At 57.0% G+C, this 24,711-nt stretch carries 22 protein-coding genes and 1 pseudogene; 19 read left to right on the forward strand and 4 right to left on the reverse strand.

Going from position 1 to position 24,711, the window contains the following annotated elements:
- Positions 1 to 41: 41 nt before the first annotated feature.
- From fixL to RGR602_RS21895, 5 genes are all read left to right on the forward strand, one after another.
- Complete coding sequence (gene fixL, locus RGR602_RS21875; RefSeq protein WP_052451692.1) at positions 42 to 1,559, forward strand: PAS domain S-box protein; 1,518 nt, start codon at positions 42 to 44, stop codon at positions 1,557 to 1,559.
- On the forward strand, positions 1,552 to 2,166 hold the full coding sequence (fixJ, locus tag RGR602_RS21880; protein WP_040114214.1) for a response regulator FixJ: 615 nt from the start codon (positions 1,552 to 1,554) through the stop codon (positions 2,164 to 2,166). The genes fixL and fixJ overlap by 8 nt, the downstream gene beginning before the upstream one ends.
- A 171-nt stretch (positions 2,167 to 2,337) precedes the next feature.
- Positions 2,338 to 2,994 (forward strand): helix-turn-helix domain-containing protein, encoded by a 657-nt coding sequence (locus RGR602_RS21885; protein ID WP_040114215.1) that lies wholly within the window; start codon positions 2,338 to 2,340, stop codon positions 2,992 to 2,994.
- A gap of 255 nt (positions 2,995 to 3,249) precedes the next feature.
- The gene (locus tag RGR602_RS37465; protein ID WP_203226220.1) at positions 3,250 to 3,483 is read left to right on the forward strand and encodes a hypothetical protein; all 234 of its coding nucleotides are present in this window, start codon (positions 3,250 to 3,252) and stop codon (positions 3,481 to 3,483) included.
- A 1,148-nt stretch (positions 3,484 to 4,631) separates the two neighbouring features.
- Complete coding sequence (locus RGR602_RS21895; RefSeq protein ID WP_040114216.1) at positions 4,632 to 5,135, forward strand: helix-turn-helix transcriptional regulator; 504 nt, start codon at positions 4,632 to 4,634, stop codon at positions 5,133 to 5,135.
- A 257-nt stretch (positions 5,136 to 5,392) separates the two neighbouring features.
- On the opposite strand, the gene repC is transcribed toward RGR602_RS21895, so the two are convergent.
- From repC to RGR602_RS21910, 3 genes are all read right to left on the reverse strand, one after another.
- Positions 5,393 to 6,685: a plasmid replication protein RepC gene (repC, locus tag RGR602_RS21900; RefSeq protein ID WP_040114217.1), complete on the reverse strand. Its 1,293-nt coding sequence runs from the start codon at positions 6,683 to 6,685 to the stop codon at positions 5,393 to 5,395.
- Between the two features lie 551 nt (positions 6,686 to 7,236).
- Positions 7,237 to 7,665, reverse strand: coding sequence for a hypothetical protein (locus RGR602_RS21905; RefSeq protein WP_040114218.1), 429 nt, complete (start codon positions 7,663 to 7,665; stop codon positions 7,237 to 7,239).
- A 475-nt stretch (positions 7,666 to 8,140) separates the two neighbouring features.
- Positions 8,141 to 8,779, reverse strand: a complete 639-nt coding sequence (locus RGR602_RS21910) for a DUF3846 domain-containing protein (protein ID WP_223844066.1) — start codon at positions 8,777 to 8,779, stop codon at positions 8,141 to 8,143.
- Positions 8,780 to 9,493: 714 nt separating this feature from the next.
- Between RGR602_RS21910 and RGR602_RS21915 the strand changes: the two genes are divergently transcribed.
- Positions 9,494 to 10,012 carry a helix-turn-helix domain-containing protein gene (locus tag RGR602_RS21915; RefSeq protein WP_040114220.1) on the forward strand — a complete coding sequence of 173 codons (519 nt, stop codon included), beginning with the start codon at positions 9,494 to 9,496 and terminating at the stop codon, positions 10,010 to 10,012.
- A gap of 148 nt (positions 10,013 to 10,160) precedes the next feature.
- Here the strand turns inward: RGR602_RS21915 and RGR602_RS37470 are convergent.
- Positions 10,161 to 10,310 (reverse strand): annotated as a pseudogene (locus RGR602_RS37470) (LysR family transcriptional regulator); the annotation flags it as partial.
- 330 nt (positions 10,311 to 10,640) lie between these two features.
- Here RGR602_RS37470 and RGR602_RS21920 point away from each other — a divergent pair.
- The 13 genes from RGR602_RS21920 to RGR602_RS21980 all read left to right on the forward strand — a co-directional run bounded on the left by RGR602_RS21920 (position 10,641) and on the right by RGR602_RS21980 (position 24,700).
- Complete coding sequence (locus RGR602_RS21920; protein ID WP_040114221.1) at positions 10,641 to 11,231, forward strand: NodA family N-acyltransferase; 591 nt, start codon at positions 10,641 to 10,643, stop codon at positions 11,229 to 11,231.
- Positions 11,228 to 11,887: a chitooligosaccharide deacetylase NodB gene (nodB, locus tag RGR602_RS21925; protein ID WP_040114222.1), complete on the forward strand. Its 660-nt coding sequence runs from the start codon at positions 11,228 to 11,230 to the stop codon at positions 11,885 to 11,887. The genes RGR602_RS21920 and nodB overlap by 4 nt, the downstream gene beginning before the upstream one ends.
- Positions 11,888 to 11,899: 12 nt before the next feature.
- Positions 11,900 to 13,258: a chitooligosaccharide synthase NodC gene (gene nodC, locus RGR602_RS21930; RefSeq protein WP_040114223.1), complete on the forward strand. Its 1,359-nt coding sequence runs from the start codon at positions 11,900 to 11,902 to the stop codon at positions 13,256 to 13,258.
- A 20-nt stretch (positions 13,259 to 13,278) separates the two neighbouring features.
- Positions 13,279 to 13,893, forward strand: coding sequence for a nodulation methyltransferase NodS (gene nodS, locus RGR602_RS21935; RefSeq protein ID WP_040114224.1), 615 nt, complete (start codon positions 13,279 to 13,281; stop codon positions 13,891 to 13,893).
- A 33-nt stretch (positions 13,894 to 13,926) separates the two neighbouring features.
- Positions 13,927 to 15,636 carry a nodulation protein NodU gene (gene nodU, locus RGR602_RS21940; RefSeq protein WP_040114225.1) on the forward strand — a complete coding sequence of 570 codons (1,710 nt, stop codon included), beginning with the start codon at positions 13,927 to 13,929 and terminating at the stop codon, positions 15,634 to 15,636.
- A gap of 5 nt (positions 15,637 to 15,641) precedes the next feature.
- Positions 15,642 to 16,556: a nodulation factor ABC transporter ATP-binding protein NodI gene (gene nodI / locus RGR602_RS21945; RefSeq protein ID WP_040114452.1), complete on the forward strand. Its 915-nt coding sequence runs from the start codon at positions 15,642 to 15,644 to the stop codon at positions 16,554 to 16,556.
- Between the two features lie 3 nt (positions 16,557 to 16,559).
- The gene (locus tag RGR602_RS21950) at positions 16,560 to 17,348 is read left to right on the forward strand and encodes an ABC transporter permease (RefSeq protein WP_040114226.1); all 789 of its coding nucleotides are present in this window, start codon (positions 16,560 to 16,562) and stop codon (positions 17,346 to 17,348) included.
- Between the two features lie 28 nt (positions 17,349 to 17,376).
- On the forward strand, positions 17,377 to 18,429 hold the full coding sequence (locus RGR602_RS21955) for an NADP(H)-dependent aldo-keto reductase (RefSeq protein WP_040114227.1): 1,053 nt from the start codon (positions 17,377 to 17,379) through the stop codon (positions 18,427 to 18,429).
- 173 nt (positions 18,430 to 18,602) lie between these two features.
- The gene (locus RGR602_RS21960) at positions 18,603 to 19,349 is read left to right on the forward strand and encodes a sulfotransferase (RefSeq protein ID WP_040114228.1); all 747 of its coding nucleotides are present in this window, start codon (positions 18,603 to 18,605) and stop codon (positions 19,347 to 19,349) included.
- Between the two features lie 19 nt (positions 19,350 to 19,368).
- Positions 19,369 to 20,268: a sulfate adenylyltransferase subunit CysD gene (gene cysD / locus RGR602_RS21965; protein WP_040114229.1), complete on the forward strand. Its 900-nt coding sequence runs from the start codon at positions 19,369 to 19,371 to the stop codon at positions 20,266 to 20,268.
- Positions 20,268 to 22,160 (forward strand): bifunctional sulfate adenylyltransferase/adenylyl-sulfate kinase NodQ, encoded by a 1,893-nt coding sequence (nodQ, locus tag RGR602_RS21970; RefSeq protein WP_040114230.1) that lies wholly within the window; start codon positions 20,268 to 20,270, stop codon positions 22,158 to 22,160. The genes cysD and nodQ overlap by 1 nt, the downstream gene beginning before the upstream one ends.
- 183 nt (positions 22,161 to 22,343) lie before the next feature.
- The gene (locus RGR602_RS21975; protein WP_040114231.1) at positions 22,344 to 23,462 is read left to right on the forward strand and encodes a pyridoxal phosphate-dependent aminotransferase; all 1,119 of its coding nucleotides are present in this window, start codon (positions 22,344 to 22,346) and stop codon (positions 23,460 to 23,462) included.
- A gap of 209 nt (positions 23,463 to 23,671) precedes the next feature.
- On the forward strand, positions 23,672 to 24,700 hold the full coding sequence (locus RGR602_RS21980) for an LLM class flavin-dependent oxidoreductase (protein ID WP_040114232.1): 1,029 nt from the start codon (positions 23,672 to 23,674) through the stop codon (positions 24,698 to 24,700).
- Positions 24,701 to 24,711: the final 11 nt, after the last annotated feature.

Genomic DNA, 24,711 nt, shown 5'->3' on the forward strand with positions numbered 1-24,711 from the left:
ACGGCGTAGCCACAGCAACTAATCCTATGGCGGATCACGGAATGCATTCACAAAGCGTTGGTGGGAGGACGCGGTTCGGTAGGATGTTCGTCAGGTGGCGAGGCAAGCCGATCGCGACCTATATTATCGTCACCGCGGCTCCATTGGTTATTCTTGCACTGAGATTGGCATTTACGGAGCTTGTCGGCGACAGGCTGATTCTGTTTTCGTTTATCCCTGCTATTCTGATCGTCGCAATAGTCGGCGGCTTGAAGCCAGTCGTGCTTACTGCGGCAGCGTCGCTTGCCGCAGCTATCTTTGTTCAGCGATTGCATGATGCCGTCGATCCGACTGGCGTCGAATTGGTCTTCTTTGGCGCGTCGGTGTTTCTGATTGCTTGTCTGGGAGAGTCGCTGCAGGCGACGCGACACACCGTCGTCAAGATGGAAACTCTCGTGGCCGCCCGCGATGCGCATCTGAGATCGATCTTGGACACATTGCCCGACGCGACGGTGGTCATTGCGGCCGATGGCACGATTGTTTCCTTCAATGCCGCCGCCGTCCGGCAGTTCGGGTATGCGGAACAGGAAGTCATCGGCAAGAACCTGCGAGTATTGATGCCTGAACCTTATCGAGGCGACCACGACGGCTATATGCAACGGTACCTTAGAACCGGCGAGAAGCGCGTCATCGGCATCGATCGTGTTGTCGTCGGGCGAAGGAAAGATGGATCGACCTTTCCCATGAAGCTGACCGTAGGCGAGATGAAATCGAGCGGTGAACGGTTTTTCACAGGCTTCATCAGAGACCTGACGGAGCGAGAAGAATCGGCCGCTCGCCTCGAGCAAATTCAGTCTGAGTTGGCGAGATTGGCCCGCCTGAGCGAAATGGGCGAAATGGCATCGACGCTTGCGCACGAGCTGAACCAGCCCTTATCAGCGATCGCAAATTACGCTCAGGGGTGTACGAGGCTATTGCGCGATATGGACAACACCCTCGCAACGAAAGTGCGAGGTGCCTTGGAGGAGATTGCGGGCCAGTCCCTGCGGGCGGGACAGATCATCAAATGTCTTAGGGAGTTCGTCACGAAAGGCGAAACGGAAAAGGCACTCGAAGACATTCGCAAACTCGTGGAGGAGGCGGGCGCGCTGGCGCTAGTCGGTTCCCGCGCGAACGGAGTGATGACTTTGTTCGAATACCTACCCGGTGCTGAGATGGTGATGGTCGATCGTGTTCAGGTCCAACAGGTCCTCATCAATCTGATGCGAAACGCCATCGAGGCGATGCGCCATGTCGATTATCGGGAGCTCACGATCCGCACGATGCCCACCGATGCGGGCGAAGTCGCCGTCGTTGTGGAAGACACCGGCGGAGGCATTCCAGAAGAAATTGCCGCGGAGCTCTTCAAGCCGTTCGTCACGACCAAGGCAAGTGGAATGGGCATCGGCCTTTCGATCTCGAAACGTATTGTCGAAGCCCACGGCGGTGAAATCACAGTCTCGAAAAATGCGGCTGGCGGAGCTACGTTCCGGTTCACGCTCCCCGCCTATGGGGAAGGACGAACGGGTGGGAATGACTGACTACACAGTTCATATCGTCGATGACGAAGAGCCGGTGCGGAAATCGTTTGCCTTCATGCTGGCCATGAACGGCTATGCCGTGAAGTTGCATCAATCGGCTGCCTCGTTTCTTTCCTTCGCCCCGAGCATCCATAACGGAATTCTTGTTACCGACCTCAGGATGCCGGAGATCTCGGGTCTCGATCTCATCAGGCAACTCGGTATGAAAAAGATCCCCATCCCCTCCATCGTGATTACCGGACATGGTGATGTACCAATAGCAGTCGAGGCCATGAAAGCGGGCGCAGTCGACTTCATCGAAAAGCCTTTCGAGGATACCGCGATCATAGAGGCAATCGAACGAGCATCAGAACATTTAATCGTTCCAGGGGCCGACGCCGACGAGATCACTGACATTCAAACCCGCCTCCAAACCCTGAGCGAGAGAGAGCGCCAGGTGCTCTTTGCCGTGGTGGCCGGCTTTCCGAACAAATCGATCGCCCATGATCTCGATATCAGTCCCCGCACGGTGGAGGTGCATCGCGCCAGCGTCATGTCAAAAATGAAAGCAAAAAATCTTCCACATCTCGTGCGCATGGCTCTCGCTGCCGGTTTAGGGCCTTCTTAGTTTCGTGGTATTGATCTCGCGCAATGCGCCGTCGTGCCGCAAGCCCTTAATGGGGACTCGCTGGCCCAAACCGCACGGCATCCCGTCTAAGTAATCTCCCTTAGTGAGGTAACCGAATTTTTCGCCGTGGCAAGAACTGGCAATCTTCCCCGAAACCATGGGGAATACGACATGTATGCCACTTTCAAACCCGCAGCGCAGAGTGTCGTAATGCCGGAGAACGTTGCGCGGGCACAATTTCCCGGGGCGCACCTCGTTGTGACATATAAGGGCGGCCGAGTGATATATGCCGAAGGCGATAGCGTGGACAAATGCTATCAGGTTTGTGCCGGAGCTGTCCGTGAATACGGCCTCATCTCGGACGGACGGCGGCAGGTTGTTTCCTTCCATCTCGCAGGGGAGACGTTCGGCTTTGAAGCGGCCTCAAAGCATCGCTTTTTTGCCGAGGCTATCGCCGAGACAAGAATAATCGTGTTTGCGCGGCGCCCTATCCAGGAGCATTCGCCGGAACTTCTTGCACTTGCATTGGTCGGCATGAAGCGTGCTCAGGAACATCTTTTGGTTATCGGGCGGCAATGTGCGGTTGAACGCGTCGCCGCATTCTTGATGGATCTCTCCGACCGTCTAGGTGGTGTTCGGCAGCTAAGGTTGCCGATGTCGCGACAGGACATTGCGGACTATCTCGCCCTGACAATCGAGACCGTATCGCGTGCCATGACCGAGTTGAAGGAGCGGAAGGTGATCGCCCTGCGACATGTGAGGACAGTCGACATCATAAAGCCGGACGCGCTCCGTTCGCTTTGTCATCGGGCCGCACTGCGATCTTAGCCCTCCATTATGCCGGTCCGTCGGTATCTTTGATCCGTGTCAGGAAGCAGCGACGCGGCAATCGCCTCCAAGGTCGGGTGACCTTCAATCAGCTCGCGGATCCGGTGCCGCATAGGTGCGGCGCGTCGCCGGCCCACCTTGGGGCCGAAGCCCCGCAGAACGCCCTGCAAGCTCATCTCGATGTCGTGAAGCTTGCCCTGAATGAACCTGCGGGCGGTCAGCAGCGCGCACTTCCTGGGCTGGAAGAGATTTGCAGTGGACTGCTCTGAACCAGCCAAGCCGCATCATCTGCGTAATACCCCGCGCATCCTTCTTGTCGGTCTCCACGGGCATCGTCTTGAAGGCCGCACGCACGTGGCGCGTCTCGATCAGTTCGACCGCCGGACCCGCCTTTGTCATCCCGGCATGGAGCCGAGCCACTGCGTCAAGACCGATCTGCTCCATGGCCACGCCGTGCTCGCCAAACCAGGCGATCAGCGCATCGGGTAGCCATTGAATAGGGACTTTCGACGACGATCCACAGATGCTTATGCCGCTTTCGTCATATGCTGTCGGCGGAGCTTTCGACATCATCTATGCGTTAAGCAGATCGCCGAGACCTTGCTAGCCGCGCCTTCATGGACGCTGGCATGCACGTCAGCGTCATGTATAGGACGTCGAAAGAAAGGACTGCGTTGGCGATGCAGCCGATGCTGATATAGACAATGCTCCACCGCCTGCCTGGGCTTCAGCGCCTCATGCTCCCGATGGGCAGCCGCGAGCCGAGGCGACGGCGATCACAGCTTTGAGCGCACAGAATTGGCGAGTGCCAGATCGTCGGCAGGGCTGAAGTCGGTGGCGCCCTGTGGGCCAAGCCTCACCACGGCGGCAAAATCGTCTTACAGGCCGGTGACGATGATGTGGCGGGCAATCAGGTCTTCGACCATATGCCCGGTGAAAAGCGATTATAAATCGATATCCTACGTTCTTTGATTTCTCATCGCGAAAGCCGGGGTGATAGCGCGTAGGTTGCTTCCTCATACCGCAGTTTTCACGAATCTCATTTAGATCACGCTGAATTTTTACCTTTCTTTCGGCTGCGTCTTGGATCTATAGAGCGCTCTCCTTCGGTCGCCCCCTAGTTGAACCAGGCGGAGTTTTCAGAAATCAAATTGACTTACAGGGATTGCAGGAGTGAGTGCCGATAACGCTCACTGGCCGAGTGATGCTCAGGCCATGGCCGGGCTTTCCCAGCTAGCCAAATGGGATATCAATGGACACGGAAATGGATCGGTCCTTCGCATGGGTGATGAATATCGAGATCGACGATAATGGCTGAAGGCGACCCTGAGCTGGCCGAAGGGCTAAACGTGAATTTGGACCCAAATTCAAGGTAATCTAGATGATTGGATGGCGGTTGGAGCAAAGACCGGCGGATCTTTTTCCAGGCCCAAGCGACCGATTTCCGCGCCCCTGATTTGTGTTCGTGGGGCGTGGATTACTGAAGCAATTTGGCTAAGCCCTCAAAAATTGCTATAACTCAAAAAATCTCCAAAAAGGTATAAGAAACGACTGAAATGTGGCGGTGACAAAGTGATTCAAATCGGTTCAAGCTGGTGCATGCCAACCAACGAGTGGCTGGAAAAAAGGGACGGGCGGTGACGGAAGATCTAGCAAGCTACAGAAGTTCAAGAGGCCTCGTCAGCACCGCCGATCCAGAAGTTGACAAGCCAATCTATCGAAAGCCCGGTTTCGATGGCAGAATTACAACCCTGGGGCACATGGAGGAATTGATCAGCGCATTTCTGAAGAAAACGCGCGAAGCTCAAGGCCTCTCTCGCGCCGACGTTGCCCCAATGCTTGGTCTGTCGATACCTGTATACGGACGTTACGAGCGGGCATTTTCCAAAATGACTGTCACCCGGATGATTCATCTCTGTGAGATTCTCGGCTTCATGCCAATGGATATGATCTTTGAAGCTGCGCCCCATCTTTGGGGGCGCACATCAGAGGAAGCCGAGGATTGTCTAACACTGGCTCGGATTCTAAGGAGCCTTCCGAGCGACACGACGCGCGATCTCATTCGGCTCTTGCAGCGAATGATCCCCGATGACAACGAGAGCGAAAGAGGTATCAATGGCGGAACGGAGACCGCTAAGTGAGCGTGATCTGTACCGATGAAGCCCCGGTCCAGCAGGCGTTGCTCGATGCCGCAGCCGACTTGTTTCCGTCGTTTGCCGCGATAGACACCCGCAACCCCACAACGCCAAGCCTTACACTTTTTCATTTCCGTCTGATCACCGCATGTGCCGATCCCCAAAGACTTGATTTTGATGGTTTCCGTCGATCCCTCTGGACGTGCCTGCGAAAATCATCGCCGGTTGCAAGACCATGCACGAGGAAGAAGCGGCGAACGCAGCTAAGTTTGCCCGATGTCTCGATGTTTTGCCTCCAGTGAGTTGCGGGCAGCGAGTCCGAAAACAGACCGGGCAAGGTATAATTTGCCCGCGGCCGCTCGCTCAGTCATTGCCCGCAAATACCCGCCCGGCGAGCTGACGTCCTGGCGATTTGTTTTTTCAAGGGTAATCGCCACTGCCACGGCGGCTTGCTGCTCACCCATCTTCTCGACAGCGCGGCGGCGGGCATCCTCCGAGATCCCGGCATAGCGGCACAACATCGGTGTCAGCCGGACCAGATCCGCCCAGGTGTTGGGTTTGTACCCGAGTTCCCTAAGCGCCGGCGCTGCGCGCAAGACTTCCTGAAGAGCAACCAGCGCTTTCCGCTGATCATATTGCTCGTTGACTGAGCTCTGCCGGCTCCCCAGACTTTTTTCAAAAGCCCCTTTGCTGGCGCCAGCTTTCGAGAAATTAGGTTCTTCGGCGTGAGCCAGACATTGCTCATCATTACTACGTTTAGATTGATAGGAGAGTGTAATCTGTTTGTGCATGCCGTTTTCGACATACACGCATGTCGTTTTTCGAGCGGCGGGCTCACTTCGATATCGGGGAGCTAGCTGCATCAGCCGATCGATGGTCCACTCAAGAAGGAATGTAGCGCGGCGCAGCAACTCGCTTGGTGCCTTGGCAGCCACTTCCACATAACTGCTGATGCGCTCGATGCGACCGGCGACACGTTGGCGCGCTGCTGCGCCAAGATCAGCAGCAGCAGCGAGGGCATAACGGGTATTGCGCAACGCTCCTCGATAGCGCCGAAGCGCGGCCTCTGCTGCCTTCTTTTCCGCACGCACCTCTTTCACGAGCTCATGAAGCTCGGCATAACGCACGATCAGAATTCGAAGATCGACTCCGCACGCATCCGTTATCTCGCCATCAGCGTTTCGGATCGGATATCGTTTGTAATTCCCGCTGTCCTGCGTCGTGATCAGACCCACATCGAAAAGGCGGGAAAGCATTCGGCTGACCCGACCAACTGAACGGCCGATCTCAAAAGCCAATTGCCGGTTCGATTTGAACACAATCGGTCGCCCGGTTCGATCGAAAGACTCGGCGGGAGCGGTGTTGATCAATGCCAGCAAAAGATGGCTTTCTGTCCCATTTATCACGCCTGTGCAGGTCAGATTTTGAACAAGCACTGCCAGTTGAGCGCGTGTCACCGTTCCGATTTCGGCCGATTGTGCGCGTCGGCGGAATTCGATGCGTTGTGGCGTTATCCTGCGGCCTATTGGCCGCCGATACGCGATAATATCTTCCATGCCCTCGCCTCCGTTGAGGACCAGGTAAAGCTCCGCCGTTCACCGAAATGGTGTTTTCTGTTGACAAGGAAGTAAGGGTCTGCGAGAAAGGTTTTGGCTTAAATTATTCTCTTACAGACCCGCTTCCGGATTTCTTCGGGAGCGGTTTTTCTTTTTCTGGTCGTTTCATCATCTCCGTTTCAAGCCCGACTTACGCGTCGGAACCGTTGTGTTGAATACAAGAAAGCATATCTCAACAAAGCAATTTGGCGCAAGACGCGTGCTAATATGGGCTACCGCGCGATGCAAGATCGACCTGTACAGAATCATATCTGTCTAATTTTTATGAGTATTTTGAATGGATAGTGCTTATGCAAATTGCAGTTGCGCGATCCATTTTGCTTCGCATCATTGATCCCGGGTCGGCGGTTTCGTGGCCTTCGAACGCCTGCAGTTCAGGTCAATGACCATCGACGCGTGGGAAAGCAAAGTTCCCCTGTCGTACTTGTTGGTTGAGAGTGGGGGACACGGGTCCCCACCGCGGGAGGCCGCCATCTGGTCGGGACCGTGAGCTAGCCGGCGTGAAGGCCGAACAGGATTGAACGCCGGACGCGGTGGATCTCCTCCGACAGTCCCCGAATCTCGTCGATAGTGAGCGTACGGTTCGCCCCGTCGGTGTCGACACACACAACGAACGCGATTGCATTCTTCCTGGGGTTGGCGGACGCCAATTCGATGCCATGCGCTAGCAGGTTGCGGGTCCGCGCGACTCGTTCTACCGCACCGAGATGCTCCGCCATGGCGGGTTGATCCTCGGAAAGCCGTTGGGCGTAGACACGCCAATGGGAGATGATCGGCCCTCGAAGCGTTCGTCTTTGATCATCAGCAGCCGCGAGTTGCCGACGCATCTCACCTTCCAAGAAACTCCATTGGATTTGCACCTGACCAATCTCGCAGGCCAGGTCGCGCAATGTCGGAAAAGTGTCATCAGGAGCGGTCATGCCCCTTGTCGTAGCAGAGTTGGGCAGTGTTTTGCCAATTTAGTCCGCTGACGTGGTCGGGTTGGCCTCACAGATCAGATTCTGATTGCCTCAAAGGGTCTGAATTCATTCCTTCGGCTGTACCTCCCAGTAATCCCTCAGCGCACCGAAGAGATCGAGGCCGAGCTGGCTCACGGATACGGCATCGGTAGCTCCGAGCGGACGCCGACCTTTCTAACACTCTCTTGGGAAGGCAGAAGTTCATAACCGGACGCCTTGCCAATGTGGATCGCCACCGTCGCCCGGATTCCGGATCGGTGTGAAGTTTTGAGACTCGATCCCCGGCTGTTGTGAGGTTCTCTACGCCGTCGATTGAGGCCGATGGCGATTTCATCAATGGATTCAGCGGAACCGAGTCCGCCTCGATGTGATGCGCTATACCTGCGAAAGTTCCCGCGAATGGCGATGGTATTATTTTCCCGAACCGCGATTTTCATCATGCCACAAGCATCGGGGGGCAACTATCGATGCGGAATTGCAGGCCCTTCAATGCGCCCGGAAAAATGAGGCCCTTCGACATCACGTCATCAGGTTCCACAAAAACCGGGTCGAGCACAGGTCGGCAACACTGGAAACGCGCCGCCGCGTCTGCAATCGATATCAGGGGGGAATGATAAGGCTCCCTTCCGTCGCCTCCGACAAGGACGATTTTCCCGGCAAGAGGTTTGAGGCAGCCATCAAAACGGGTGAAGGCGGTGAGCCCATCTCGCAGTGCTTCTTCATCTAGGAATAGCGAGTGCATATCGTCAAAGCGGATCATCTCGATCAGTGGACTGCCGACCAAATCATAGATTGGCGAAAAGCTGATGCCGATTTGAAGCTCGACAGCTCGAAAGAGTGTCGTTTCCGAGTCCAATACGTATGCAATATTGTTCATTCCTTGACCCTCAATTTCTTTAAAGCGATCTCGTCCTTCTAACGCGTGACAAAGAGGCTCAGCAACTTGCGTGACCAACCCTGCATAGCAGCGCCATGCCGCAATATGGTGATTTTCACCCGGTTGTGCAAACGTCTTATGCGCCAATTTGATAAGTTTGTAGGGATTGAGTTGGCGAATGTCTGACGAAACGAACATTAACTGACGTTGAAATTACACAATAATCAGACACTTTTGTGTCGAAAGCAGGAGGGAGGCTGCATCAGGACTGCGCCAACTTTGTAGCAAAAGTTCTGTCGAGGGTTTCGGGCGATTATTTCCGTCAAGCTATATCGTTCAGTTGCTATACAATCCATGGTAGATAACAGAGCCGCTACCGTTTGAGAATTGGATTGCACAATTCGATCCATGGCAGCTAGAGAAACTCCGCCTTTCATGGCCGTCGCCTTTGTCGTCAATCGACAAATCGCCACTCCGGCCGCCGCCTTTCTGTAGCAGGCCTATGTGGGCATCGCCGTCCAACAGCCGACGCATGCAGCCGTCAGTGAATGGCCGAGAGCCGAGAAGGCTCCATGCGGGTGCAGGACAAAAGGCCGCCATGCCTACACAGGGCGTCCGGTGCGAGACCAGGAAATGCAACGACGGTTCTCACCAAGCTCACCAAATGCACGGGTAGCCAATTTGGCGCAACTGGGTAATCCGTACACGAAGTAACTCCAGTATGAGAGGCATATATATCGTTGATAATAAAGATAAATTTATGCGCGCGACGCCAAGAGAATGAGGTTCCGCCACATTGAAATGCGCCAAACGTGATCGAAATCGCGATATTAATGGTTCCAAGCACATTACTTTTCCGTATAAAGAGGCTCTGGAGCATTAACCTCAGTCGGAGCAATGTCAGGACCATCATTGAAGCAATGGATTAATGAACTCGGTTTGCAACAAGTCGATGATCCGGGCATCGACAAACCGGTCTATCGAAAACCTTTTGACGGGCGGATTGCACTTAGCGCCGAACTGGAAAAACAGATCAGCATCAGTCTTCGCGAAGCCCGCGATAAGCGAAAACTGCCTCGCTCGAAACTCGCGCCCTTGCTTGGCATCAGCGAGCAGGTCTACGGCCGCTACGAAAATAAAGTCTCCCGTCTCACGGTGGGCCGACTGATTCATCTCTGTGAGGTTTTGGATGCAACTCCGGAAGAGATTATCGCGCCGGCAGCACCCCACCTTTGGGGCGAAACTGAAACCAAAGCGGTTCTTCTGTTGGCTACTATCGAGAAGTTGCGGACCTTCGATGAAGAGATTTTACGCGATGTTTTCAGCTTACTAAGCCGCATAGAAGAGACCTGTGGCGATAGCGGCGATGGTGCGGCGAACGCCGCGCCTTCGTGCGCCACTGCAGTCGATGGCGAAACGGGAAGCAGATGACAGCGTCAAAAAATAGAACGGCGTCGGTCCCGGATGAAGTTTTATCAGAAAACCAAGACCAAACGCTCCGCGCCGTCGCAGGCTGCCGAGGCGAGCCTTGCGCACGCGGCGTTGGGACAAATTCCTAGCCATTCATCGTAACAGCTCAATCGCGGAAACAGGCGCGTAACCGGGCGAAGGCCGCACAGGTGGCCGGCTGGCTTAAGTTGGTGCTGCGTCCCGCCGCCATGAGGTTACGCTCGGTCATCAGCGCGTCGAGCGTAACGAGGAGGTTCAGGTCAAAGTCCTTGAAACGCATGTTTCCATCTATCCATAACGTGGATGCATGCCATCCAAACAATCAATTTTACCAATCTCCCGATGATGCATTAGGGAAATGTCGATAACCCGACAAGTTTGGCAATTGCCGGACAAGTAGGTCGGCATAAGTCTACGAGCGGCTAAGGAAGGTCGGAAGTATTGAGAGAGTTTTTCATCTCAAGCGCGAGGACTGTCGAAAAGTTCTACCATCCCGATTGGCTGATATCGCGATCCCTGGCGACAGTGTCTGACGCGCAGCGAACGGACCGCCTGCTTCGATCGCACAATGCGTGCTTCAAGACAACACCAAGAAAAAGGAGGTCTTTGCATGCGCTCTGAGGTGCGGTGGAGGCTGTGCTGGGAAAACGAGTTGGAACTCGCCGACCATGTCGAACTCGCCGAGTTCTTTCGCAAAACCTATGGACCGACTGGGGTCTTTAATGCAAAGCCGTTCGAAGGTAGTCGAAGCTGGGCCGGAGCAAGACCTGAACTTCGGGCAATCGCCTATGACTCAAGTGGTGTGGCGGCTCATATGGGATTGCTGCGCCGTTTCATCAAGGTTGACGGAGTCGACCTGCTGGTGGCTGAACTAGGCTTGTATGGGGTGCGTCCGAATCTTGAGGGACTCGGAATCGCCCATTCGATCCATGTCATGTTTCCGACACTGCAGGAGCTTCAAGTTCCATTCGCTTTCGGCACGGTTCGGCCAGAGCTGCGGAAACATATCGCAAGGTTCGGCCGTCACGGTATGGTGACGATTTTGTCGGAAATCCGCGTGCGGTCCACCCTCCCACACGCGCGTATCGATCTGCCGCCCACGCGCGTCGAGGATCCACTGGTCATCGTTCTGCCAGTTGGACGTTCGATGTCCGATTGGCCCACCGGTACGATGATCGATCGGAACGGACCGGAACTATGACACACCGCGATTGCTTATGCGAGGTGCCCAGCGAGTACGCTGACGGCACCGGCCAGCGCAGCGTTTATTTGACGTTCGACGACGGTCCTCATCCATTTTGCACGCCGGAAGTTCTCGATGTGTTGGCTGAACACCGGGTACCGGCGACTTTCTTCGTCATCGGCGAGTACGCGGCAGATCAGCCAAAACTGATCCAACGAATGATTGCAGAAGGGCACGAAGTCGCTAACCACACGATGACACATCCGGACTTGTCCACATGCGGACCCGGCGAAGTGCAACGTCAAATACTCGAGGCGAACAGAGCCATCACCATGGCGTCACGGCAGGCCTCAGTGCGGCACATCCGCGCACCGTATGGGATCTGGACCGAAGAAGTGCTCACTACGGCGGCGAGCGCTGGACTGGCCGCCGTCCACTGGTCGGTAGATCCGCGAGACTGGTCTCTTCCCGGGGTGGACGCCATTGTCGATGCAGTGCTCGGATCTATCCGGCCGGGCGCAATTGTGCTCTTGCACGACGGATGCCCCCCCAGCGAATTGCAACCGGGCACTGACGCCAGTCTGCGCTACCAGACCATCGCGGCGCTATCCAGCATCATTCCAGCTTTGCATGACCGCGGATTTGTAATCCGCGCGCTTCCTCAAGACCACTGAAAGCGATATTCCATGAATCTGCTTGACACAACTAGCACTGTCGCCATCTCGCTCTATGCGCTGCTCTCGACTGCTTATAAAAGCATGCAGGTCGTTTACTCTGTGCCGGCAAACAATTCATCAGCGTCGGAGGACCTGGTCGGCTCCGACCAGCTGCCGAGCGTGGATGTCATCGTCCCCTGTTTCAACGAAGACCCGCGCACGCTTTCGGAGTGCCTGGCTTCCATTGCAAACCAGGAATACGCCGGAGAAGTCCGAGTCTATGTGGTTGATGACGGTTCCAGAAATCGCGACGCTGTCACACCGGTACATGCCGCCTATGCGCTCGACCCTATGTTCAATGTCATTCTGCTTCCCGAGAACGTTGGAAAGCGCAAGGCGCAGATCGCCGCGATACGCCGCTCCTCTGGAGATTTGGTGCTGAACGTCGACTCAGACACAATACTCGCGTCCGACGTCATCGCGAAGCTCGTACCGAAGATGCAAGATCCAGCGGTCGGCGCGGCCATGGGGCAGTTGACGGCCAGTAATCGGAGCGACACTTGGTTGACCCGGTTGATCGATATGGAATACTGGCTGGCTTGCAACGAGGAGCGTGCGGCACAGGCTCGCTTCGGTGCCGTTATGTGCTGCTGCGGCCCATGTGCTATGTATCGCCGGTCCGCGCTCCTTTCGCTGCTCGATCAGTACGAGTCGCAATTTTTTCGGGGCAAGCCAAGCGACTTCGGCGAGGATCGCCATCTCACCATCCTCATGCTGAAGGCAGGATTTCGAACCGAGTACGTTCCAGGCGCTATCGCGGCTACAGTCGTTCCGGACAAACTAGGACCGTATCTGCGCCAACAACTTCGCTGGGCACGCAGCACGTTCCGGGACACGTTGCTTGGGCTGCGCCTACTGCCCGGCCTCGATCGCTATCTCACGCTGGACGTGGTCGGACAGAATCTCGGCCCGCTCCTGCTCGCGCTATCGGTACTAACGGGGCTCGCAGAGCTCGCACTGACAGACACCGTGCCTTGGTGGACAGGCCTGATGATCGTGTCCATGACCATGATTCGCTGCACCGTGGTCGCTTTTCGTGCTCGCCAACTTCGATTTCTTTGCTTTTCGCTGCACACATTCATCAACATCTTTCTCCTGCTGCCCCTGAAAGCCTATGCGTTGTGCACATTGAGCAATAGCGATTGGCTGTCGCGCGGCTCTACTGCCAACGCATCAAACAAGGGGGGAAAGCAGGCCCCCATCCAAAGTCCGATCGCTGAATCAAGCACTACCGAATACTCGGGCCATGCGGCTCCGCTTCGCAGGTTCAATCTCGCGCGGGATTCTGCGAGGCCGATGGCATCTGACGTCGTTTGCAGCGACGAGTGACAGTTACTTTACCTAGGTGGATGAGTTTGACCCAGAACATGAATCATGAATTGCTCAGTCGGGAACTGGCCGCAGACGATCCGTGGCGGCTCGACGGCAATCCGTTCGAGCGGGAGCGTCACACGCAAATGCTCCGACTGTCTCTTAACCAAGGTTCGATCACAAATGCACTCGAAGTAGGCTGCGCTGCCGGCGCATTCACGGAGAGACTAGCGCCCAACTGCCAGCGGCTCACGGTGATCGATGTCGTGCCGCGAGCGATTGCTCTAGCACGTCGACGAATGGGGGAGCCGCCGCACATCAGCTGGATAGTCTCCGATGTTCAGCAGTTTTCGGCTGACGAGCTGTTCGACCTGATCGTTGTGGCGGAGGTTCTCTACTATGTCGGAGACATAGCCGAGATGCGCGCGGCGGTCCGAAACTTGGTACAGCTGCTTGCGCCAGGCGGGCACCTGGTTTTCGGATCGGCACGCGATGCCAATTGCCGGCGCTGGGGTCACGCTGCCGGCGCTGAGACAGTCATCGCCATGCTGAACGAAACCTTGGTCGAGGTAGAGCGTCTCGAGTGCCGGGGTGAATCGGTCAACGAAGACTGCTTGCTCGCCCGTTTCCGGAATCCGGAATCCGGTTCCTGATGAATCGAATTGTCGACTAGACATGGAGACACTATGCGCATCTGTGGTATCAAGCTGACCCATGACGGGGCGATCGCCCTGATCGAAGAGGGACGCCTCGTCTTCTGCGTCGAGCAGGAGAAGCGGGACAACAATCCACGATATCAAACGATCGACAATCTCGACGCTGTCGTCACCGCTTTGGCGGAACACGGTCTGAATCCGTGCGATGTTGATCAGTTCGTGATCGACGGCTGGGATGGTGAGGACGAGTCGCAGTTCCAGGTCCTCAGTGGCGTGGTTCCCCTAACACTCAAGGGGGCGCCTTATGTTGAACGCCATGCCGAGGGCCTTCTCGATTGCCTCGACGGCTCCGGCTTGCTGCTCGATGACCGGGTTTTTCCTTATAAGAGCTATCCCCATGTGACGGGCCATGTGGCCTCCGCATACTGCACCAGCCCCTTTGCGACGGCCGGACAACCCGCGTTCTGCTTGGTGTGGGATGGCTGCATCTTTCCGCGCCTCTATTACGTCGAGGGCCGGGGCGCACGGTTCCTCGAATGCTTGTCCCCGGTGATAGGCCAAGCCTACGCTGCCGCGGGCCATTATTTCGGACCTTATAAGCGGGCGAGCCGCGGTGGTTGGGATCTAGGTGTCGCCGGCAAGCTGATGGCTTATATAGCACTGGGGTCGGTTGATGAAGACATCGTGGCGGTGTTTCAGGAGCTCTACGAGGAGCGCTTTGCGGCCAACACCGAGGCTGCCCGTCGTTACCGCGCGGACATCAACAACGCAGATACGACGCTTGCGGCTGTGCATGATTTCTTCGATGCCAGCGTCCTTCGATTGGGGGAAAAGCCACCCGAAGATGTGCTGGCATCGTTTCATCTCTTTCTCGAGCGTCTCCTCGTTCGCGAGATGACAATTGCCTTGAAGCGCCATCCGTTTCCAGGACAGCGAAATTTGTGCATCGTCGGCGGTTGCGGCCTCAATATCAAATGGAACAGTGCACTGCGCGGGGCGGGCCTGTTCGATTCCGTCTGGGTACCGCCTTTTCCGAATGACAGCGGCTCGGCAATCGGTGCCGCTTGCAGCGCCATGGTGGCGCAGCAAGGCTTCGTACCGCTGGAATGGTCGGTCTACAGTGGCTCGGTCCTGCAAAGTGGCCATGTGCCGCCCGGATGGGAGGCCACGCCGTGCAGTATGCCGGAACTCGCCAGCATCCTCGCCGGCAACAAGCCCGTTATTTTCCTTTCCGGGCGCGCCGAGCTTGGACCACGGGCGTTAGGCGGTAGAAGCATTCTCGCAGCCGCGACTTCGCCGGAAATGAAGGATTTTCTGAACGAAGTCAAACTTCGCGAACACTTCCGTCCGGTGGCTCCGATATGCCTGGAGGACCGTGCGCCGGAAATATTCAGCCCCGGAACGCCGGATCCCTACATGTTGTTCGATCACGAGACGCGAATGGAATGGCAGGACAAAATCCCCGCTGTTGTCCATCTCGACGGATCTGCGCGACTTCAAACGATATCCAGAAGCTCTCAACACAAAGTCGCCGAGCTACTCGTTGAATATGAAAAACTCACGGGCATTCCGCTGCTTTGCAACACGAGTGCCAATTACCATGGACGTGGCTTTTTCCCGGATGCAGCTGCAGCCTGCGAGTGGGGACGCGTTGAACACATATGGTGCGACGGCCAGCTGTTCACGAAAACGCAGGTAACTGAGCGATCGCCAGACGACGCGACCTTCACGGTAAGATGAACGCAATGTCCACGGTAGCAATCGATCTTGCCGGCGTAAGCAAGACATATGAGGACAAGGTCGTTGTCGACGGGTTGTCGTTCCGCGTTGCCGCAGGGGAATGCTTCGGCCTGCTGGGACCGAACGGCGCGGGCAAAAGCACGATTGCGCGAATGGTCCTCGGCATGACATCGCCTGATGCGGGGGAGATTACGGTGCTCGGCGTGCCGGTGCCGGCTCGCGCTCGCTTGGCCCGCGCGCGCATCGGCGTGGTCCCGCAGTTCGACAATCTCGACCTCGAGTTTACTGTGCGCGAAAATCTATTGGTGTTCGGGCGCTACTTCGGCATGAGCACACGCGAGGTCGAAGCGGTGATCCCGTCGCTCCTCGAGTTCGCCCGCCTGGAGAGCAAGGCCCATGCGCGCGTCTCTGAACTGTCCGGCGGCATGAAGCGGCGCCTGACGCTGGCGCGTGCGTTGATCAACGATCCGCAGCTGCTTGTAATGGACGAGCCGACCACCGGTCTCGATCCGCACGGGCGCCACCTGATTTGGGAGCGCCTGCGTTCCCTACTGGCGCGCGGCATAACGATTATCTTGACGACCCACTTCATGGAAGAGGCCGAGCGGTTGTGCGATCGGCTGTGCGTGCTCGAAAGAGGTCGCAAGATCGCCGAAGGCCGCCCTCATGCGCTGATCGACGAGCAGATCGGGTGCCAGGTGATCGAGATCTACGGCGGCAATCCGCATGAACTGCGTTCGCTCATCAGCCCCTATGCGCAGCGCATCGAGGTGAGTGGCGAGACACTCTTTTGCTATGCGCCCGATCCGGAACAGGTGCGCCTGCAGCTGCGCGGGCATGCGGGTTTGCGTCTTCTGCAGCGGCCGCCAAATCTCGAGGATGTTTTTTTGCGGCTGACCGGGCGCGAGATGGAGAAATGAACGATGCGTGAACTGTGTGCTGCGGCACTGCCCGCCAACGCTTGGAACTGGATCGCAGTATGGCGCCGCAACTATCTGGCGTGGAAGAAGGTCGCGCTCGCGTCAATTCTCGGCAACCTGGCCGATCCTATGATCTACCTGTTCGGTCTCGGCTTTGGCCTCGGAGTCATCGTAGGTCGCGTTGACGGTACTTCGTATGTGGCGTTTTTGGCAGGCGGCATGGTCGCGACAAGCGCAATGACCTCTGCGACCTTCGAGACGATTTACGCGGCTTTCGCTCGCATGCACGCTCAGCGCACATGGGAAGCAATCCTCTACACACAGCTTACGCTTGGCGACATCGTTCTTGGCGAATTGGCGTGGGCAGCCACAAAGGCCTTTCTCGCCGGTACGGGAATAACAATTGTTGCCGCCGTGCTGGGCTATGCGGCGTGGCCGTCCATCCTCTATGCGCTGCCAGTCATCGCGCTCACCGGGTTAGCCTTCGCGAGCCTGGCAATGGTCATCACCGCGCTTGCTCCCAGTTACGACTACTTCGTGTTTTACCAGACGCTCGTCCTCACACCGATGTTGTTCCTGTGTGGCGCGGTCTTTCCAATCACTCAATTGCCCGACGTTTTTCAGCAGGCAGCACGTTTCTTGCCGCTGGCACATGCAATCGAGCTCATTCGTCCGGCCATGCTTGGCCGTCCGGCCGACAGCATGGGCCTGCATATCGGCGCGCTCTGCATCTACGCGGTATTGCCGTTTTTCCTGTCGGCGGCACTGTTTCGTCGGCGTCTGATGCCTTGACGCCACCCATACAAGAAGGAGATGCGCGATGCAGTCCCGCGAACTGGGCCGCAGCGGCCTGAAAATAAGCATGCTGGGTCTGGGCACCATGAGCTGGGGAGAGCAGAACACGGAAGCTGAGGCGCACGCGCAACTGGACGCAGCCCTGGATGCGGGCATAAATTTTGTCGATACCGCAGAGATGTACCCTGTGCCACCCCGCGTCGAGACACATGGACTGACGGAACGTTATATCGGGAGCTGGATACGCAAGAGTGGTCGCAGGCAAGACGTCGTGCTTGCGACAAAGGCCGCAGGGCCTGCTCGCGCAGGCAAAGCGTACTTACCATACGTGCGCGACGGCCGCGTCAGCTATACGCGCGCCAATCTGTTCGAGGCCGTGGACGCCAGCCTCCAAAGGCTCCAGACGGACTATATCGACCTCTACCAACTGCATTGGCCTGACCGCAGCACCAACGTCTTCCAGTCAATCGACCACCAGTATGAACTCGACGATGACACGGTCCCTATCCTGGAGACGCTGGAGGCTTTGGACGCGCTCGTCAAAAGCGGTCGCGTTCGTCACATCGGGCTCTGCAACGAAACACCTTGGGGCCTTGCCCGGTTCCTGCATTACGCCGACTCATGGGGGTTAGCCCGCGTGATAAGCATGCAGAATCCATACAATCTACTCAACCTGGATTTCGAGAACGGCCTTGCCGAGATGGCGCTGCGTGAACAGGTGGGGCACCTGGCGTATTCACCGCTCGCGATGGGCACGCTGACTGGCAAATACTTGGGGGGTCAGCGACCAACTGGCTCGCGCCTGAACCTGTTCGGACGGTTCTTCCGCTACAGTAGTGAAAGGGCGCAGCACGCGGCACTCGCATATACGACGCTCTTCCGGGAACATGGCATCGATCCGGTGCACGGCGCGTTGTCATTCGTCAGAAGCCGGCCGTTTGTTGCAAGCACCCTGGTAGGCGCCACCTCCGTGCAGCAACTAAAGCACAGCATCGCCAGCGTGGAAGTCAGCCTGTCGCGCGAAGTCCTGGATGGAATCCAATCGATCTATCAGCGTTATGGAACGCCGTCGCCATGAACCGGGTGTCGGCCTCCTCATTCAAAGTGACGCCGCCGGTTGGTCTCGTGACCGTTTTTGAGAACTGCCACAGGAGACACGCGGGTTGAGAACTCGCGCCGATCTGCGCGGCCCGAGATTCTAGTGCTGGCTCGCCACCCACACCTTCGCGAACTATGTTGGGAACACATGCAATGACCCACTCCGCATTATCACCTGAACCATTTGCGATCCTTGGGATGCCAAGGACTGGAACGCACTATCTCGAAGCGTTGCTAAATGAGCATCCGAACGTGTTGAGCAACGGCGAGTTACTCAACACGTATGATACAAATTGGCCCGATAAGGATCGCCTGCTACTGAGCGATTGCGAGCTCCTCGAGCTCGCCTATTTGCGTTTCCCGATGCGTAGCGACAAGAAGGTGACGCATGTTGGGTGCAAGATCAACGAACCTCAGTTTCAGGAACGTCCGGACTTTTTTGACGAGCTGTCCCGTTGGCCGGGGCTCAAGGTCATTTTCTTGTCTCGCAGAAATACCTTGGAGTCCCTGCGGTCCCTGGTGCAGGCAAGGCAAACCCGCCAGTGGCTGAAATTCAGTTCGGATGACGATGCGGCTCCGCCGCCACGGGTCGAGTTGCCGATCGCCTCCTGCGAGGCCTACTTCAAGGCCGCCGACGATTTCCACGCTCGGGTCGAGCATGCGTTCGCTTCGGCCAGCTTACTTGAGATCGAGTACGAGAGGCTCCTTCGTGAACCCGCCGCATGCTTGGAAACGATTTGGGATTTTTTGGGCGTTCCATCGCATCAGCTTTCTGGCCGCGCGATCCTTGAGCGCCAGGAATCGCGGCCGCTGAACGAAACGGTAGAGAATTTCGACGCGTTGCGGCGCCACTTCGCAGACGGACCTTACGCGAGATTCTTCGAGATGATGACGCATTAGTCCCAAAGGGATAATCAATATGTCTCTTGGCAACCTCCAACGTCTTGAAGCGGAAGCAATTCATGTGCTTCGAGAAGTCGTTGCAACGTTTTCCAACCCGGTTGTGCTTTATTCCATCGGCAAGGACTCATCGGTTTTGCTGCATCTGGCGATGAAGGCGTTCTACCCGGCCAAACCACCTTTTCCCTTCCTGCACGTTGATACCAAATGGAAGTTCCGGGAGATGATCGAGTTTCGTGACCGGATGGCACGCGAACTCGAGTTCGACCTTCTGGTGCACGTCAATCAGGACGGGATCGATCAGGGAATTGGGCCTTTCACCCACGGGTCCAACGTCCACACCCACGCCATGAAGACGACGGCGCTCAGGCAGGCGCTGGAGAAATACGGTTTTGACGCAGCGCTCGCCGGAGCGCGGCGCGACGAGGAGAAGTCGCGGGCCAAGGAGCGCATCTTCTCGATCCGTAACGCTCAGCATGGCTGGGATCCGAAGCATCAGCGGCCCGAGATGTGGAAGACCTATAACGCGCGCGTCGGGCCGGGCGAGACGATGCGAGTCTTCCCGCTGTCCAACTGGACCGAGTTCGACATCTGGCAATATATCCTGCGCGAGACGATTCCGATCGTGCCGCTCTATTTCGCGGCGCGCCGGCCGGTGGTGCGGCGCGACGGCGCGCTGATCATGATCGATGACGGCCGCATGCCGATCCAGCCTGGAGAAGAGGTCGCGGAGCGCCTGGTGCGTTTCCGCACCCTCGGCTGCTATCCGCTGACCGGCGCAGTTGAATCCGACGCTGCCACGGTTCCGGACATCTTGCGGGAAATGCTGACGGTGCGCACGTCGGAACGGCAAAGCCGCCTGATCGACTCGGACGAAGTCGGGGCGATGGAGAAAAAGAAGCGGGAGGGGTACTTCTGATGTCGTATCTTCAAACTGTGCCGCCGCATGACATCGAGGCGCATCTGACCGAGCACGACAAAAAGTCGATCCTGAGGTTCATCACGTGTGGCTCGGTCGACGACGGCAAATCGACGCTGATCGGACGCTTGCTTTACGACGCGAAGCTGATCTTCGAGGATCAGTTGGCAAATCTCGGGCGCGTCGGTGCCGCCAACGGGAAGGAGATCGACCTCGCCCTGCTTCTCGATGGGCTCGAGGCGGAGCGTGAACAGCGCATCACCATCGACGTCGCCTACCGTTACTTCGCCACGTCGAAGCGAAAGTTCATCGTCGCCGACACTCCCGGCCATGAGGAATATACGCGCAACATGGTGACCGGCGCGTCGACGGCGGACCTGGCTATAATCTTGATCGACAGCCGCCGGGGCATTCTCCAGCAGACGCGGCGCCACTCCTATATTGCGTCGATGCTCGGCATCCGCCATGTCGTCGTGGCGGTCAACAAGATCGACCTCGTCGACTTCCGGCAATTGGTCTTCGACGAAATGGTCGCCGACTACATGGTCTTTGCCAAGGAACTGGGCTTTGCCAGCATCCAGCCCATCCCGATCTCCGCACGGTTCGGCGACAACGTCATTTCGGCATCACAGAACACACCCTGGTACACGGGGCCAGCACTTCTCGAATACCTCGAAACGGTGCAACTCGACCCGCCCGTTGAGGAAAGGCCGTTCCGCTTTCCGGTTCAACTGGCGATGCGGCCCAATGCGGATTTCCGCGGGTATGCCGGGCAGGTGGCTTCGGGCAGGATCTCGGTTGGGGATCCGGTCGTCGTTGCAAACTCCGGGCAGCGTTCGTCAGTCAAGGCGATCGTGACTTTCGACGGGAGCTTGGCCGCCGCGGCCGAGGGCGAGGCCGTGACACTCGTCCTTTCGGACGAGGTCGATGCCTCGCGCGGAAACATGCTGGTCGCACCCTCATCGAGACCGTTTGTAGCGGATCAGTTCCAGGCACATGTCATCTGGTTCGGCGCTAATCCCATGCTTCCCGGGCGAAGATATATCCTGCGGACGGAAACGGACAGCGTCAGCGCAACGGTCACGGCGCTGAAGCACCAGGTGAATATCAACAGCTTTGCCCGAGAGGCGGCGAAATCCTTGCAGATGAACGAGGTCGGCGTCTGCAACATCTCGACACAGGCGCCGATCGCCTTCGACGCCTACAAGGACAACAGGTCGACCGGCAATTTCATCCTGGTCGACCGGGCGACCAACGCAACGGTCGGCGCCGGCATGATCGACTTCCCACTGCGGCGCGCCGACAATGTCCATTGGCAGGTCACCGACGTGAACAAGGGGGCGCGCGCGGCGACGAAGAGCCAGCGGCCCGGGGTCTTGTGGTTCACGGGCCTTTCCGGCTCGGGAAAGTCGACGATCGCGAACGCGCTCGACCGCCTGCTGCACGCCCGCGGCAAACACACCTATATGCTCGACGGCGACAATGTGCGCCACGGACTGAACCGGGACCTTGGCTTCACCGAAGCCGATCGCGTCGAGAATATCCGCCGGGTGGCAGAGGTTGCCAAGCTCATGGCTGACGCAGGCCTGATCGTTCTCGTCTCCTTGATTTCGCCGTTCCGCGACGAGCGGCGCATGGCGCGCGAATTGATGGAGGAGGACGAGTTCATCGAGATCTTCGTCGACACACCGCTCGACGAGTGCGCCCGGCGTGATCCGAAAGGCCTCTACGAGAAGGCCTTCGCGGGCAAGATCGCGAACTTCACCGGCGTGTCCTCGCCCTATGAGGTCCCTGAGAGCCCTGAGCTGCGTCTCGAAACGGTTGGCCACGAGCCCGCGGCGCTGGCGCTTAAGATCGAACAGTTCCTCGAGAGGAGAATGGAGGAGAAATGACGCTTTAATGCGAAGGCTTGAGCATTTTGCAGGCGGCCACGGCGGTCCCTGGCTATCTAACGACGGGATGATCATTGCTACCCCCGATCGGGGGCACGAACGTCCGAAGCCATATTGGCTTCAGCAGGAGACAGCCGATCACGTGCTCACGGGTCGGCTAACTAACTGGAACGGAGAAAAGATATGTCTGATGCAAAACTGCAAGGCGTGCTTTTGGCTCTTTCGCAGGTGGCGAGACAGTTAAGTGCGGTGCCGTCCAATCAACCGGGCCCGGATGCCAATTGCGTTAAACTAAACACGAATGAGAATCCATTTCCGTTGCCGATGATGGTGATGCAAAGTGCGCTTGCGGCTCTCGAACGGCATTATCTGTATCCCGAAGATGACAATCTCAGCTTGCGGGACGCAGCCGCCAATGCCTATGGCTTCTCCAAGGATCAGGTGATCGCTGGCAACGGCTCGTCTGAACTGCTGGGGCTCATCTACAGAGCTTTCCTGGCTCCGGGCGATAGCGTGGCGATGATGTCGCCAGGTTTTTCGTTCAACCGCAAACTTGCCATGTTGCAGGGTGCTCGATTTCTCGAAATCGGATGGGGCGAAGCTTATTCGTTGCCAATCGGGCAATTGCTTCTCGGTCCCGCAAAAGATGCAAAGTTCATCCTGCTAGCTAATCCGAACAATCCGACTGGGACATTTGTTCCGGTCGCCGATATCGATAGCCTAGCCGCGCAATCCGACCGATTGATAGTGGTGGATGAGGCGTATGTCGATTTTGCACCCGATGATGCTCTGCGGCTTATCAATCGCCATTCGAACCTTCTAGTCTTAAGAACATTTTCGAAAAGCTATGCCGCCGCCGGCATTCGCGTTGGTTTCGGCTTCGGTCATCCTGAACTTATTGGGAGGCTACGCAACCTCCAAAATGTCTTCAACATGAACCTGATCGGCCATGCGGTCGGCATTAGCATCCTTTCGCACCGCGCCGCCTACGACGAGAACCACCGATATATCAAAGATGAAAGACACCGAGCAACCATTGCCCTGTCTCAACTCGGATTTTCTGTGATCCCGTCCCACACAAACTTTTTGCTTGCGCGTGTGCCACCGGGACAAGACGGCAATTGGTGGCAAGCGTCTTTGGAAAGGCAAAAGATACTTGTAGCCGTCTTTCCCGATGATGGCTTGGAAAATTATATCCGCGTCAGCATCGGTACGAAAACGCAAATGGATGCATTCCTTTCCGCCGCCCGTGACATTTCTGAAAGCCTGAAGATGCAGAGTCTGCCGGTTAAGCACCGTTAGTCGCTGCTTGTCGCGCAGACACCACTCAACAGCCAAGACGATATTGCGGGACCTGAGATTTTAAAACAGCACGAGGTCGACGCAACCGTGTCGGGGACTGGTTGTCCCCGGTGCACCATTTGGAGGCCCGCACGTGGATAACGGGCCGAAACCAACCTCTTTGATCACCTGGATTTAGATTTTTTAGTCAAACATTTGGAGACAATCACATGGGAAACGCCTTTCCTTCCAATCTAACCTTCGGCATCTTCGATCATCTCGACGAGGACGGCTGCGACATCGCCCAGCAATATTCAGATCGCCTAAGGTTAGCAGAGGTGTGCGATCACCTTGGTTTTTATGCGTACCATCTCGCTGAGCACCACTGCACCCCGCATGGGAGAGGTCCATCGCCAAATCTGTTCTTATCGAGTGTCGCACAGCGCACGCGTCGGCTTCGTGTCGGGCCCCTCGTCATGCTGCTGCCGCTTTATCATCCGCTGCGGGCGTTCGAAGAAATCTGCATGCTGGACCAATTGAGCGGTGGTAGGGTCGAACTCGGGATAGGGCGCGGCTCTCTCCCGGTCGAGTTGGGTTATTTCGGGATTGGTGCGGAGGCGGCGCCAGGCTGCTACGCGGAAGCCAGTGAAATCCTTGTTAATGCGATGAAAGGCGGCACGCTATCCCATAAAGGCGAGCATTTTGAGCTGAGCGACATTCCTCTGACGTTACGACCTCATCAACGTCCGCATCCGCCGACGTGGATCGCCACCAACCGACCTGAATCAGCCCGCTGGGCCGCTGCGAACGGCGCGAATATCGCGTGCGTCGGACCTTCCTCTTCCGTCCGCAAAATTACTGATGCCTTCCGCGCCCATCGAGAGCACGACACGAGCGCAGACGATCAAGCGCCATTTCGTGGATTGCTCCGCATGGTCGTGATTGGACGTTCTGACCTGCATGCCTGTTCGCTCGCAGCGTCTGCCTACGAACATTGGCTTAGGAGCTTTAAATTCCTTTATGAGCTCAACGAACTCCCGACTCCCCCAAACCTGCCGCTGACCTTTGACGAGGCGGTCGAGAGTGAATTATGCGTGGCAGGAACGGCGGCTTCGGTGCGACAAACTCTTCTTGATCAGCTGGAAGAGGCAGGCGCCAACTATCTTCTTTGTCAACTTGCGTTTGGGAGTCTGCCGCTGGACGCTTCCCTATACACCGCAGCCACCATTCAATCCGAAATTATGGCTCAACTCGGCTGACGACAAAATTC

The organism is Rhizobium gallicum bv. gallicum R602sp (genome assembly GCF_000816845.1).
Classification (GTDB): Bacteria; Pseudomonadota; Alphaproteobacteria; order Rhizobiales; family Rhizobiaceae; genus Rhizobium; species Rhizobium gallicum.